Genomic DNA, 13,149 nt, shown 5'->3' with positions numbered 1-13,149 from the left:
GTCAGCCGTTCATGGGCCCTTCGGCCCGCAGCTTTTCTGCGCCCGGTCCCTCGACGTGCACGGTACAGCGGACCACCAGCTGGCCGGGGGCGTTGTCCAGCTCCACCAGGGATTCGTCCGCGCTGAGGACGGTGAACACTTCAGAGCCCGCCACAACGTCCACGCCCTTGGCTTTTGCCGTTTGCTTGGCATTGCGGAGCGCCTCGCGCTCCAGTCCGTCGACGTAGCCGCTGTCACTTTCGCGGGCGGGGTTTCCGAAGGCCCAACCGAACAATGTCCCTGTGTTTCCCATGGCGACGATATTACGCGGTGCGCACCAGTCGGGGGCGGGCTTTCGTAATATTAGTAAGTGTGCTTACCATGAGCGCACCATACCTCGATGGGACACGGCAAGTGAAGTCTGCCGCGCAGCGGCACCCCGGAACCAGTTCACGACGATAGGAATGCACATCATGGCAGGAAATCTCATTGCCCGTTCGGTTCACGACCTCACGGCAGCAGCATGGTTTGGTGGATCCCTGATGGGCGCCATCGGGCTCAACGGGGCAGCGGCCCAGGCCAAGGACCCCTCGGAGCGGACCCGGCTTTCCAGCGCTGGTTGGATGAAGTGGGCTCCGTTCCAGACCGCGGCCTTCGCCTCCCACCTGGTGGCGGACCTTGCCATTGCCTGGGAGAACAAAGGCCGCATCGCCAAGCAGGAGGGCGTGGCCCGCGACACCGTCATCAAGACCGCCGTTACGGTCGTGGGTGCTGCGGTGACCCTGTACTCGGGCATCCTGGGCAAGAAGGTGGACAAGCTGGCCGGTGAAGGTGCAGAAGGCGCAACGGAGCCGCATGGCGCCGCGTCGGACGAACTCAAGGCCGCCCAGCAGCAGCTCAAGCTCCTGCAGTGGGCCATCCCGGGCTTCGCAGCACTGGTGATCATCCTGGGCGCCAAGCACGGCGAGATGCAGCGGCCCAAGAACGTGTTCGCGGGCCTGCGCGGCGACTGAGGCTGATAAGCAAGACAAAGCGTACGACGGCGGTCCGGCACCACGGTGCCGGGCCGCTGGCGTGTCCGGGACGCACCGTCCTCGGCGACGCGCAGGTTTACTTTCGCTGCGCATATTCGAAAGCGCACCGGATTTATCCCGCGCGCCAAGGAACATGCGCGTCGATAACCGGGGAAGCCGGAGCAACTACTCCGCCAGCCACTCCGCGCAGGAGTTCAGGTTCCGGTTCACGCTGGCCACGGCGGCATCCTCGTCCCGCTGTTCGATGGCATCGAGCAGGGTCTCGTGGCCGTCCCGGGGAAGCCCGTTGAAGCCCGGCCGGCGCTGCTGCGTCAGCAGGTCCTGATGGAACACGGTGCCAAAGCTCGCGTAGAGCTCGTGCAGCAGGGGGTTGCCGGACGCGCGCGCAATGCCTTCATGGAAGTGCCAGTCGGCGTCGGCCCAGGCCTCGAAGTCCCCGTTCCTCCAGGCCCGGTCCCGGGTGGCGAGGAGCGCACGCAGGGCCGTGACGTCGTCGTCCGTGGCATTGCGCGCGGCCAGTCGGGCAGCCTGTGTGTCCAGGCCCAGCCTGACCTCGAGGATGTGCTGTTCGCTGTGGTCCTGGTACATCCGGCGGGCCGCGCCGGACATTTCGCTGGTGGCACGCACGTAGGTGCCGTCCCCGCGGCGCACCTCCAACATGCCGCCGTGGGCCAGAGCCTTGACCGCCTCGCGGAGGGTGCCGCGGGAAACACCCAGCCTGGCCATGAGCTCGGGTTCGGGTGGGATCCGCTGGTTTAGCGGCCACTCGCCGGAGTGCACCATTTCCCGCAGCTTGGCCGTGACTTCGGCGGCGAGCGGCGGACGGACCGAAGGACTCAAGGACATGGCGTTATTTTCCTTCCGCGCGGGCGCCATCCGGGGCAACCGTGCCGGGAGCGCCCGCTGGCTTTGCGGACATCGCCTTCCCGGTGAGCAGGTGGGACACCACGATCTGCACCAGGGCCAGGCCCAGCAGCAGCACGAGGGGCAGGGACCAGCTACCGGTGGCGCTGTGCAGCAGCCCCATGCCGAACGGGCCCACGGTGGCCAGCAGGTAACCCGAGGACTGGGCAAGGGTGGACAAGGCCGTGGTTTCGGCGGTGCTGGTTCCGCTGCGGCTGATCATCACCATCACCAGCGGGAAGATGCCCAGGCCAAAACCCAGCAGGACGGCGGGGACGGCTGCCAGACCCACGGGGAGGACCAGGAGCGCCGCGATCCCCACCATCATGGTGATGCTTACCAAATAGAACGCGGGGCGCAGCATGCCCGGCCGGGAGCCAATGGCAATCAGGACCATCCCGGCCGGGACGGAGACCAGCTGCATCAGCCCGAACATCAGTCCGCTCTCCGACGCGCCAAGGCCCATAGTGGTGAGCATGTAGGGGAACCAGCTCAGCAGGGCATACGCCAGCAGGGCCTGCAGGGTGAAGATGGCGGTGAGGAGCTGGCCCTTGCGTGTCCGCAGGAGGGGCCACGGCGAGACGTGCCGGGCGGTGGTCCGAACGGCGTGGCGGTGGGCATGCATGGCCACGGGCACGAACCCCAGGAAGGCTGCCACAGCGGCGATGCCCACGGCACCCACAGCGGCGGACGGGGATCCCAGGGCCTGTGCCAGCGGAACCACCAGGACGGAGGTCAGGGTACCGCCGGTGGTCATGGTCACCGTGTAGACGGCAGTCATGAGGGAGGTCCGGGAGGCGAAGTGCTCGCGGATGAAGGACGGCATGGCCACATTGCAGATGGCCAGCCCGGACATGCCCACTACACTGCCGGCCACCAGCATGCCGGTGGCGGGGATGCCGCGCAGCAGCAGCCCGCCCGCCAGCAGGGCCAGGGACAGCAGGATGGCCTTCTCCACGCCGAGCTTGCCGCTGAGCCACGAGGTGGCAGCGCCGGCCACAGCGAAACACAGGGTGGGGATGGAGGGGATGATCGCCGCCACCAGCGCCCCGTAGCCCAGCACCGCCTGGAGGTCGTGCAGCAGAGCGGACGCTCCCGTGATGCCGGCGCGCAGGTTCAGCCCGATCAGTACCAGCGCAATGACCCCGAACACGACGGCGGAGCGCGGCCTCGCAGGTGCCGTCCCGGCTGTCTTGGCGGGCCTGGCGGTGGGAGTCGCCTGAGTGACGGCGGGGGCGTCCGCGGGCGCGGAGGCAGGGGGAGTGGCGGGCATACCCTCAACGGTAAAGGTTAGACGTTTGATGTTTTCGCTTTTGTGGCCAACCTCTCGCCGGAGCGGACGCCTGCAATAGACTGCCAACGGACTGTCGGAGGGCCTGGCATGGACCAGGCGGCGCGGAAGGACGGCTGTGGAGGCTTCCCGGGAACTTGAGATCGAGAAGAAGTACGACGTCGACACCGCCGCCGAGGTGCCGGCACTGGAGCAGGCTCCCGGGGTGGCCCGCACGGGTAAGCCGCACACGGACTTGCTGGAAGCGGTGTATTTCGACACTCCCAAACATGGCCTGGCTGGCCGCCGCATCACGCTCCGCCGCCGTACCGGGGGCAAAGACGCGGGGTGGCACCTGAAGCTGCCGCCGCAGGCTGCCGCCGGGGAAGGCCCCCAGCACCGGACGGAACTGCACGCGCCGCTCGGCCGGCCCGACGTCGTCCCGGACAGCCTCCTCACGCACCTGCACGCCTACCTCCGGGGGACTGTCCCGGCGCCCGTGGTCCGCCTGGAAACCCGACGCACCACGTACCCCCTCTACGGGCCGGACGGCGTGCACCTCGCCGACTTCGCCGACGACCAGGTCACCGCCGTGCGACTGGAGGACGGACATCCTGACGAGGCTACACGGCAGGAATGGCGCGAATGGGAGCTGGAACTGGTCCATGGGGATCCTGACCTCTTCGGCCCCGTGGAGGACCTGCTCACCGCCGCCGGCGCCCAGCCGGCCGGCCACGCCTCCAAGCTGGCCCGCGCCCTGGGAAGTGACACCAAGGCAGGAAAGCGGGCCGCTGCCGCCGGTGAGGTTCCTGCCGCCGGTGCTGCCGGCCCTGGAAGTGCCCCCGCCCTCTTGGCTGGAAAGCGCGCCCCGGCCGCCGCCGTCGTCACCGTCTATGTAGCTGCGCAGATCGACCAGATCCTCGCAAGCGACGCCGACGTCCGGAACGAGGAACCGGACGCCGTGCACGCCATGCGTTCGGCGACGCGCCGCATCCGCTCCGTCCTGGCTGCCTACAGCCGGCTCTACCGGGCATCGCCGGTGCGCAAGCTGCGGAGCGAGCTGAAATGGCTGGGCCAGCTGCTGGGCCAGCCACGCGACGCCGAGGTGCTGGGGAAACAGCTCCGCGAACAACTGGGCGCCCTGCCGCCGGGGGAGGGCATCGCCGGCGCCGCCGCAACCGTGGAACAGCGCACCGGCAGTGATTACGACGCCGCCTACCGGCTCCTGCGGGAAGCCTTGGGATCGACCCGCTACTTCCGCCTCCTGGACAAGCTGGAGGATTTCCGGGACAACCCGCCCGTGCGCGCCGAAGCCGTGACTCCCGGACGCCGTGCCGCCGGGAAGGCGGTGGATAAAGCCGCCAAACGCCTGCGCCGTTCACACAAGGCGGTCAAGCGGGCCCGGCGCGGCAGGGAGGAAGAGCTTGCCCTCCACCGCGTCCGCAAGGACGCAAAGCGGCTGCGCCACGTGGCCGAATCGGCGGCCCTGGTGCACGGAAAGCGCGCCGGCAAGGTGGCCAAGGCCGCACACCGGCAGCAGAAGATCCTGGGCCAATTCCAGGACGCCGTGGTGGCCCGCGACCTGCTCGCCGCCATCGCCGCGGAGTACAGCGATCCGGCAACGGCGGGCATCTACGCCGAGCTGCTCAACCAGCAGGAAGAACGGATGGGGGCGGCAAAGGCCGGGTCCCGGAAGGCGTGGAAGAAGTCGCGCGACCTGCTGGGCCACGGCGTCATCTGAGGCTGTAAGCGGCGGCTACTTGCCCTGCCGCGCCGACAACCGGGCCACGGCCAGGGCGAGCCACAACTGCACCCGGTCCGCGGTGATGGCCGGGTCGTAGCCGGTGAGCTCGGTGATCTGGGCCAGCCGGTACCGGACGGTGTTGCGGTGCAGCGTGAGCTCTTCCGCGACTGCGGCTACGGACCCGTTGTTGTTCAGGTAGCTCTCCAACGTGGCCACCAGCTCCGAGCCGTGCGCCGCATCGAAGGCACGCAAGGGGTTCAATGACTCGTGTGCCATGTCCGCCAGTGGCACGTCCTCGCTGGCCAGCAGCAGGGACGTCAGGCTCAGCCGCTCGGGCTCGTTGACCGGCAGGCCGTGGCTGGCGGCGTCGCGCGCCTCGAAGTAGCTCCAGCGGAGTCCGTTTGGCTTGGTGTACGCCCCACCGATGCCGATCGTGGCGTGGATTCCGGCCTCGGCGAGGTGGTCGCTGAGTTTCCGGGCCAGCGCAGGTGCCGTCCCGCCGTCGTCATTGATTACCAGCACGAGGTCCTTGCCCACGACGGCGGCAACAGCCTTCTCCAGCTCCTGCGGCACCGAGGTGCTCCCCAGAGCCTTGCCGTGGGCGGCCGAAACGGCCAGCAGCACCACGTTCTTGCGGGTGCTGTTCACGCCCACGCCTGCCAGCCTGCGCTGCGCCTCGCTGGTCTCCAGCGCCCCGTGGATCACGTCCTCGAGCACCTGGCCGCACAGGGCACGCTGTGCCTGCCGCTGCTTGACCATGTTGTTCAGCTCCACGCTGATCAGGTTCTGCGCGTAGCCGATGATGCCGGTGTCATCGAAGGGCTGGCGCACCCACAGGGTGCAGGCGTCGCGCCGGCCCGTGGGCACGGGGTAGCTGGACCAGGTGTCCGCCGACGGGTGGGTGCTGCTGCTGTTGTAGAGCTGGGCCGTGAACTGGGTGAGCGCGATGTCAGTGCGCAGCATGCCGCCCAGGTTCTTCAGCAGCTCCGCGAGCCCGCCGCCTGTCAGCAGCGCGCGGGCCAGAACCTGGTGCCCGGCGATCAGCCGTTCCAGCTTGGCGTAGTGGTCGGCGGACTGGGCATCGGCCACCAGCTTGGTGATGGCGATGAAGGGCGTCTCGTATGGCACCTCCACCACGGGCAACCCCCACCGGTTGGCCTCCGCCAGGAGGGCCGGCGGCACAGCCTCGTGCGACAGCCCCACACCGAAGCCGATGCCCACCGCTCCGGCGCGCTGCACCTGGCGGACAAAGCGGCGCTGCTCGGGCGCCGAGCGAAGCCGCAGGCCCGTGGTGAGGACCAGCTCCCCGCCGTTGAGGAACCGCTGAGGATCCTCCAGTTCGGTCACCGCAACCCAGTTGATGTCCTGGTTCCACGTAGTCTCCGCCACGCCCGCCTTGGACAGCTTCAAGGAGGTTACGCCCACCAGGGCAGCAAGGGAAATGGCCATGAAGCAAGGATAAACGTGAGCTGGGCAACCGCACTAAACACCTTTGGCAAGGGTGTGCAGGTGGCTATTCACCCGGCTTGGGCGCTGGCATAGGCTCAATGCAGTTCCATCCATCCGTCCTGGTCTCCGCCCGGCCGCGGATGGCCCTTACGAAAGAGGTTGCACACCGTGGTTCAAACCTTGCAGAACTTCATTAACGGGAAGTTCGTCACCCCCGCCGGCACCACCCTGCTGGACGTGGTCAACCCCGCCAACGGCGAAGTGGTGGCGCAGGCTCCCGTGTCGGTGCAGTCGGATGTGGACGCCGCCATGGCGGCCGCCAAGGACGCCTTCAGGACCTGGAAGCACGTCACCCCGGGCCAGCGCCAGCTGATGCTGCTCAAGCTCGCGGACGCCATCGAGGCCAACAGCGACGAACTGGTCGAGGCCCAACACCGCAACACCGGCCAGGTCCGCTCGCTCATTGCCTCCGAGGAAGTGGCTGCCGGCGCCGACCAGCTGCGCTTCTTCGCCGGGGCCGCCCGCATCCTGGAGGGCAAGTCCGCCGGCGAGTACTTCGAGGGCCACACCTCCTACGTCCGGCGCGAACCCATCGGCGTGGTGGCCCAGGTCGCCCCGTGGAACTACCCGTTCCTGATGGCCATCTGGAAGATCGGTCCCGCGCTCGCGGCCGGTAACACGGTGGTCCTCAAACCTTCCGACACCACCCCCGAATCCACCCTGGTGCTGGCCCGGCTCGCCGCGGAGATCCTGCCCGCCGGCGTGCTGAACGTGGTGCTCGGCACCGGCGAAACCGGGGCCATGATGGTGGAACACAAGGTCCCCGGCCTGGTGTCCATCACCGGCTCGGTCCGGGCCGGCATCGCTGTCGCGTCCGGCGCCGCGAAGGGCCTCAAGCGCGCCCACCTGGAACTGGGCGGCAAGGCGCCGGCCATTGTCTTCAAGGACGCCGACATCAAGAAGAGCGCAGCGGCCATCGCCGAGTTCGCCTTTTTCAATGCCGGACAGGACTGCACCGCCATTACCCGCGTGCTGGTGGAGGAATCCGTGCACGACGACGTTGTGTCAGCCATGGTGGAACACACCAGGACCCTGCACACTGGCTCGCAAAACGACGAAGACAACTACTTCGGGCCGCTGAACAACGTCAACCACTTCAACGCCGTCACCTCCGTGGTGGAGAACCTGCCCGCCAACTGCAGGATCGAGACCGGCGGGCACCGTGCGGGGGAGAAGGGCTTCTTCTTCGAGCCCACCATCATCACCGGCGCCAAGCAGACCGACGATGTGGTGCAGAAGGAAACATTCGGCCCCGTTATCACCGTCCAGAAGTTCAGCACTGAGGAAGAAGCCGTGGCCATGGCCAACGACGTCGACTACGCCCTGGCCTCCAGTGTCTGGACCACCAACCACGGCACCGCCATGAGGCTCAGCCGCGACCTGGACTTCGGCGCCGTCTGGATCAACACCCACATCCTGCTCACCGCCGAAATGCCGCACGGCGGCTTCAAGCAGTCCGGCTACGGCAAGGACCTCTCCATGTACGGCGTGGAGGACTACACGCGCATCAAGCACGTCATGTCCGCCCTCGACGCCTGATTTCCCACCACCAGCACTGAAAGTAACCCCATGACCACCACCGCAGCAGACATCACTTACCGCCTGGAGCAGAAGCGCCGCGTCCAGGCCGACTTTCCCGGCCCCAAGTCCGTGGCACTGACCGAACGGCGCAAGTCCGTGGTTGCCGCCGGCGTCGCTTCCAGCGTTCCGGTCTACGTGGCCGACGCCGACGGCGGCATCATCCAGGACGTCGACGGCAACTCGTTCATCGACCTCGGCTCAGGCATCGCCGTGACCAGCGTGGGCGCCTCCGACCCCGCCGTGGTCGGCGCGGTCAAGGAAGCCGTGGAGCACTTCACCCACACCTGCTTCATGGTCACCCCGTACGAAGGCTACGTGGCCGTCGCCGAGCAGCTGAACCGCCTCACGCCGGGCGACCACGAGAAGCGCACCGTCCTGTTCAACTCCGGCGCCGAGGCCGTGGAAAACGCCGTTAAGGTGGCCCGCCTGGCAACCGGCCGGGACGCCGTCGTCGCCTTTGACCATGCCTACCACGGCCGCACCAACCTGACCATGGCGCTGACCGCCAAGGCCATGCCGTACAAGACCAACTTCGGCCCGTTCGCCCCCGAGGTCTACCGGATGCCGATGAGCTACCCGTACCGCGAGGAAAACCCAGCCATCACCGGTGCCGAGGCCGCCAAGCGCGCCATCACCATGATCGAGAAGCAGATCGGCGGCGACCAGGTTGCCGCCATCATCATCGAACCCATCCAGGGCGAGGGCGGCTTCATCGTCCCGGCCGAAGGCTTCCTCCCGGCGCTGGCCGCCTGGGCCAAGGAGAAGGGCATCGTCTTCATCGCCGACGAAGTCCAGTCCGGCTTCTGCCGCACCGGCGAATGGTTCGCCGTCAACCACGAGGGCGTTGTCCCGGACATCCTGACCATGGCCAAGGGAATCGCCGGCGGCATGCCCTTGTCCGCCATCACCGGCCGCGCCGACCTGCTGGATGCCGTCCACCCGGGCGGCCTGGGCGGCACCTACGGCGGCAACCCGGTGGCGTGCGCCGCTGCGCTGGCCGCCATCGGCTCCATGGAGGAATACAACCTGAACGGCCGTGCCCGCCACATCGAGGAACTGGCCCTCAGCCGGCTTCGCGACCTGCAGGCTGAACTGGCCGGTGCCGGAACCGACGTGATCGGTGACATCCGTGGCCGCGGCGCCATGCTCGCCGTCGAACTGGTCCAGGCCGGCTCCAAGGAGCCGAACCCGGAACTGACCAAGGCTGTTGCAGCCGCCTGCCTCAAGGAAGGCGTCATCATCCTCACGTGCGGCACCTACGGCAACGTCATCCGCCTGCTGCCGCCGCTCGTCATCACCGATGACCTGCTGGCAGACGGCCTGGAAGTCCTCGCCGCCGCCATCAAGGCCAACGCATAGCCGGAACGACTCCCTCCGGCAACGCAAGGAAGGTGGGCCCGCAGTCGCGGGCCCACCTTCTCTTTGGTTAATTCAGGATCAGGAGGCCTGGCGAAGCGCCCTGCGGGCCAGCGAGTTGCGGCGCGCCGCCCGAAGCATGTCCAGGGTCAGCAGCACCAGGGCCAGCCACACCACCCCGAACCCGATCCAGCGCTCAACGGTCATGGTTTCACGGAACACGAGCAAGGCCACCAGGAACTGCAGGACGGGGGCGAAGTACTGGAGCAGCCCGATGGTGGTCATGGGCAGCCGGCGTGCGGAGGCGCCGAAGAACAGCAGCGGAACGGCAGTGATCACGCCGGACGCCAGCAGCAGCCAGAAGTGCCCCGCGCCTTGGGTGGTCAGCGTCGAGCTTCCGCTGGCAGCAAGGACCACCATGGCCACGGCAGCGAGAGGGGCGAGCATCATGGTCTCCACGCTGAGGCTGGTGATGGCGTCCACTTTCGAGCCCACCCGGTTCTTCACGAAGCCGTACAGGCCAAAGCTGAACGCCAGCGTGAGGGCGATCCACGGCAGCTTTCCGTAGGAGTAGGTCAGGACGCCCACGGCCACGAAGCCGACGGCCACCGCGGTCCACTGGAGCGGCCGCAGCTTTTCCTTCAGGACCAGCACGCCCAGCAGCACCGAGACGAGCGGGTTGATGAAGTACCCCAGGGATGTTTCCACGGCCTGCCCCGTAGTCACCCCGTACGTATAGGTCAGCCAGTTGATGGCGATCAGGAACGCCGCCAGCGCCAGGGAGCCAAAGACCACCCGGTCCTTCAGGGCCGCGGCAAGCACCCGCCACGTCCTGGTGACCGTGATCAGGAGCGCGCAGAACAGCAGCGACCAGACCACGCGGTTGGCGACGATTTCGACGGCCCCCGCCGGCATAAGGATGAAGAAGTACAGGGGGAGCAGCCCCCACAAAACGTACGCGCCGATGCCGAACAGCATCCCCGCCGTCGTGTCCTTGCCAACGGGCACGGGGCCCGCAGGTGCCGGGGCACCTGCTGGGGATTTTGCGGCGGGCGGAGCGGCGGCTTCCGGGGCGGCGACGGGCGTGGCTGGCGAGGTTCCTTCTGGCATGGGCACGCTCTCAATAACAGCATCCGGCGGGCGGGTATTCCAGCAGGCAGGCGGCAATCCGGAAAATAGTCAGTAGGCTTGCTTTCATGACATGTGCGCCTTTGCCGAAGCCCGCCCCATGAGGCTCCGGCGCAGCAATGCCTCGGGCCGTGGCTACCGCAGGGTGGCCGCCGGCAAGGGGTTCAGTTACCGTGACCTGGACGGCTCCACGCTTCCACCCGGCCCGATCCGCGACCGGCTGGAAAGCATCGGCATCCCGCCGGCATGGACCGACGTCTGGATCGCCCCGTTTGAGAACGGCCACATCCAGGCCACCGGGGTGGACGGGGTGGGCCGCCGCCAGTACATCTACCATCCGGAGTGGCGCGAGCGTAAGGACAGGGTGAAGTTCGACCGGTCGCTCCAGTTGGCCGAATCGCTTCCCGCAGCCCGGCGGCGCGTCACCATAGACCTGCGCAGCGACGGCTTCACCCGCGAACGCGTCCTGGCCGGCGCCTTCCGGATGCTGGACAGCGGGTCACTGCGGGTGGGGTCTGAGCGGTACACGAACGAGAACGGCAGCCGCGGCCTTGCCACCCTGCTGTGCGCCCATGTCCAGGTGCGAAAAGACCGGATCATACTGCGCTTCCCGGCCAAAAGCGGCAAGGACTGGGAGTCGGAAATCCGCGATCCGGACCTCGCCGTCCTGCTGCGCCTGCTCAAGCGGCGCGGTCCCAACGCCCGGCTCCTGGCCTACAAGGAGGGCAGGGTGTGGCGCCCGGTCACAAGCGCCGACATCAACGCCTACGTAAAGGAGCGCACCGGCTCCGACTTTACGGCCAAGGACTTCCGGACCCTGCGCGGAACGGTGGCAGCAGCGGAAAGCCTGGCCCGCACCGGTGTCCAGCGCACTGCCGCCAAGCGGAAGCGGGCCATCAGCCGGGCCATGTATGACGCCGCGCAGACGCTGGGCAACACCCCGTCCATCGCGCGGAAGAGCTACGTGGATCCCCGGGTGGTGGACCACTACCACGACGGTGAAACCATCGACCCGAAACGGCTGGATTCCGCGGAAGCCGAACTGCGCGCGCTGCTGTACCGCGAAGGCAAGGTTGTGCCGCTGGCCGCCAACTAGAATGGGGGACTGTGCGCTGCACCGTGCTGCGCACCCTCATGGATCATGAGCAGGACCAGTCAGAAGGGCTCCCGGTGTCCAACCACAGCGAAACCCCGTCCAACCGTCCCCTCCGCGTTGCCATCATCGGCGCGGGACCGGCAGGAGTCTACGCTGCGGACATCCTCACGAAGTCCAGCGGCGTGAAGGACGGCGACTTCCAGGTCAGCATCGACCTTTTTGAGGCCTACCCGGCGCCTTACGGCCTGATCAGGTACGGTGTGGCCCCGGACCACCCCCGCATCAAGGGCATCGTGAACGCGCTGCACAAGGTCCTGGACCGTGGCGACATCCGCTTCCTTGGGAACGTCACCTACGGCCGGGACCTCACGCTGCACGATTTCCGCGCCTTCTACGACGCCGTCATCTTCTCCACGGGTGCCGTCAAGGATGCGGACCTGGACATTCCGGGCGTTAATCTGCAGGGTTCCTTCGGCGGTGCGGACTTTGTTTCCTGGTACGACGGCCACCCCGACGTCCCCCGCGAGTGGCCGCTGGAGGCCAGGGAAATCGCCGTTATCGGCAACGGGAACGTGGCCTTGGACGTTGCCCGCATGCTGGTCAAGCACCCCGAGGAGCTGCTCAGCACCGAGATCCCGGACAACGTCTATGCCGGTTTGAAGGCCTCGCCCGTCACCGACGTCCACGTCTTCGGCCGGCGCGGCCCCGCGCAGGTCAAGTTCACCCCGCTGGAGCTGCGCGAGCTCAGCCACATGAACGACGTCGACATCGTCCTGTACCCGGAGGACTTCGAGTTCGACGAGGCCTCGGACGAGGCCATCCGCACCAACAACCAGGTGAAGACCATGGTGAACACCCTCACCAACTGGCTGGTGGAGGAGCATGCGGAGTCCGAGAACCCCTCCTCCCGCCGGCTGCACCTGCACTTCCTGCACAACCCCGTTGAAGTGCTCGACGACGGCACGGGCAAGGTGGGCGGCATCAAGTTTGAGCGCATGCAGCTGGACGGGACAGGGAACGCCAAGGGGACGGGGGAGTACGTCGAGTACCCCGTCCAGGCCGTCTACCGTGCCATCGGCTACCACGGCTCGGCCCTGGACGAACTGGAGTATGACGCCAAGCGCGGCGTCATCCCCAACGAGGGCGGGCGCGTCCTGGACGCCGACGGCAACCCCGTTCCCGGCGTTTACACCACGGGCTGGATCAAGCGCGGTCCCGTGGGGCTGATCGGGCACACCAAGGGTGACGCGCTGGAGACCATCGGCTTCCTCCTGGAGGACCGTCTGAACCTGCCCGCGGCGAAAAATCCCGATCCACAGGCCATCATCGATCTTCTTGAGGAACGCGGCATCGAATACACCACCTGGGAAGGGTGGAACAAGCTCGATGCGCACGAGGCAGGCCTGGGCGCAGCCTGGACCGGCCCGGAGGAACTGAACCACGTGGTGCGCGAACGCATCAAGGTTGTGCCGCGTGAGGACATGATCCGCATCTCCCGCAGCTGACCGGGGGTCGCGGCGGCGGGAGCGGAGGCGCTGAGGGATCTGGT

11 protein-coding genes are annotated in these 13,149 nt (G+C 67.5%); 6 read left to right on the top strand and 5 right to left on the bottom strand.

Translation table 11 applies throughout. The annotated features are described in order from the left end of the window. Position 1: 1 nt before the first annotated feature. Positions 2–292 carry a hypothetical protein gene (locus LFT46_RS15060; RefSeq protein ID WP_236799207.1) on the bottom strand — a complete coding sequence of 97 codons (291 nt, stop codon included), beginning with the start codon at positions 290–292 and terminating at the stop codon, positions 2–4. A 160-nt stretch (positions 293–452) separates the two neighbouring features. Between LFT46_RS15060 and LFT46_RS15055 the strand changes: the two genes are divergently transcribed. Beyond that, positions 453–992: a hypothetical protein gene (locus LFT46_RS15055; protein ID WP_236799206.1), complete on the top strand. Its 540-nt coding sequence runs from the start codon at positions 453–455 to the stop codon at positions 990–992. 186 nt (positions 993–1,178) lie between these two features. Here the strand turns inward: LFT46_RS15055 and LFT46_RS15050 are convergent, their stop codons facing one another. Together LFT46_RS15050 and LFT46_RS15045 are read right to left on the bottom strand one after the other, a co-directional pair. Next, the gene (locus tag LFT46_RS15050; protein ID WP_236799205.1) at positions 1,179–1,859 is read right to left on the bottom strand and encodes a FadR/GntR family transcriptional regulator; all 681 of its coding nucleotides are present in this window, start codon (positions 1,857–1,859) and stop codon (positions 1,179–1,181) included. A gap of 4 nt (positions 1,860–1,863) precedes the next feature. Then, positions 1,864–3,189 carry an MFS transporter gene (locus LFT46_RS15045; protein ID WP_236820229.1) on the bottom strand — a complete coding sequence of 442 codons (1,326 nt, stop codon included), beginning with the start codon at positions 3,187–3,189 and terminating at the stop codon, positions 1,864–1,866. A gap of 136 nt (positions 3,190–3,325) precedes the next feature. Here LFT46_RS15045 and LFT46_RS15040 point away from each other — a divergent pair, with 136 nt between their 5' ends. After that, complete coding sequence (locus LFT46_RS15040) at positions 3,326–4,927, top strand: CYTH and CHAD domain-containing protein (protein WP_236820228.1); 1,602 nt, start codon at positions 3,326–3,328, stop codon at positions 4,925–4,927. A gap of 15 nt (positions 4,928–4,942) precedes the next feature. Here LFT46_RS15040 and LFT46_RS15035 read toward each other — a convergent pair whose 3' ends face one another. After that, complete coding sequence (locus tag LFT46_RS15035; protein ID WP_236820227.1) at positions 4,943–6,379, bottom strand: PucR family transcriptional regulator; 1,437 nt, start codon at positions 6,377–6,379, stop codon at positions 4,943–4,945. Between the two features lie 168 nt (positions 6,380–6,547). Between LFT46_RS15035 and LFT46_RS15030 the strand changes: the two genes are divergently transcribed. Both LFT46_RS15030 and gabT read left to right on the top strand, forming a co-directional pair. Continuing rightward, positions 6,548–7,978 (top strand): aminobutyraldehyde dehydrogenase, encoded by a 1,431-nt coding sequence (locus tag LFT46_RS15030; RefSeq protein ID WP_236820226.1) that lies wholly within the window; start codon positions 6,548–6,550, stop codon positions 7,976–7,978. A gap of 30 nt (positions 7,979–8,008) precedes the next feature. Continuing rightward, a complete protein-coding gene (gene gabT / locus LFT46_RS15025; protein ID WP_236799200.1) occupies positions 8,009–9,379 on the top strand; it encodes a 4-aminobutyrate--2-oxoglutarate transaminase in 1,371 nt (456 codons plus the stop codon). A gap of 78 nt (positions 9,380–9,457) precedes the next feature. On the opposite strand, the gene rarD is transcribed toward gabT, so the two are convergent. Beyond that, the gene (gene rarD / locus LFT46_RS15020; protein WP_442863650.1) at positions 9,458–10,486 is read right to left on the bottom strand and encodes an EamA family transporter RarD; all 1,029 of its coding nucleotides are present in this window, start codon (positions 10,484–10,486) and stop codon (positions 9,458–9,460) included. Between the two features lie 118 nt (positions 10,487–10,604). Between rarD and LFT46_RS15015 the strand changes: the two genes are divergently transcribed. Then, positions 10,605–11,600 carry a DNA topoisomerase IB gene (locus tag LFT46_RS15015; RefSeq protein ID WP_236822050.1) on the top strand — a complete coding sequence of 332 codons (996 nt, stop codon included), beginning with the start codon at positions 10,605–10,607 and terminating at the stop codon, positions 11,598–11,600. A 38-nt stretch (positions 11,601–11,638) separates the two neighbouring features. Beyond that, positions 11,639–13,105 carry an FAD-dependent oxidoreductase gene (locus LFT46_RS15010; RefSeq protein ID WP_373462160.1) on the top strand — a complete coding sequence of 489 codons (1,467 nt, stop codon included), beginning with the start codon at positions 11,639–11,641 and terminating at the stop codon, positions 13,103–13,105. Positions 13,106–13,149 lie beyond the last annotated feature (44 nt).

The sequence above is a fragment of the Arthrobacter sp. FW306-07-I genome (assembly GCF_021800405.1).
GTDB lineage: Bacteria > Actinomycetota > Actinomycetes > Actinomycetales > Micrococcaceae > Arthrobacter.
The sequence above is the reverse complement of the archived record's forward strand: the minus strand, read 5'-3'. Positions and strand labels throughout refer to the sequence as shown.

What these genes read in the sequence shown, in the direction of transcription:
- LFT46_RS15060 (WP_236799207.1), bottom strand. Translation starts at nt 292, where the DNA reads ATGGGAAACACAGGGACATTGTTCGGTTGGGCCTTCGGAAACCCCGCC.
- LFT46_RS15055 (WP_236799206.1), top strand. Translation starts at nt 453, where the DNA reads ATGGCAGGAAATCTCATTGCCCGTTCGGTTCACGACCTCACGGCAGCA.
- LFT46_RS15050 (WP_236799205.1), bottom strand. Translation starts at nt 1,859, where the DNA reads ATGTCCTTGAGTCCTTCGGTCCGTCCGCCGCTCGCCGCCGAAGTCACG.
- LFT46_RS15045 (WP_236820229.1), bottom strand. Translation starts at nt 3,189, where the DNA reads ATGCCCGCCACTCCCCCTGCCTCCGCGCCCGCGGACGCCCCCGCCGTC.
- LFT46_RS15035 (WP_236820227.1), bottom strand. Translation starts at nt 6,379, where the DNA reads ATGGCCATTTCCCTTGCTGCCCTGGTGGGCGTAACCTCCTTGAAGCTG.
- gabT (WP_236799200.1), top strand. Translation starts at nt 8,009, where the DNA reads ATGACCACCACCGCAGCAGACATCACTTACCGCCTGGAGCAGAAGCGC.
- rarD (WP_442863650.1), bottom strand. Translation starts at nt 10,486, where the DNA reads ATGCCAGAAGGAACCTCGCCAGCCACGCCCGTCGCCGCCCCGGAAGCC.
- LFT46_RS15015 (WP_236822050.1), top strand. Translation starts at nt 10,605, where the DNA reads ATGAGGCTCCGGCGCAGCAATGCCTCGGGCCGTGGCTACCGCAGGGTG.
- LFT46_RS15010 (WP_373462160.1), top strand. Translation starts at nt 11,639, where the DNA reads ATGGATCATGAGCAGGACCAGTCAGAAGGGCTCCCGGTGTCCAACCAC.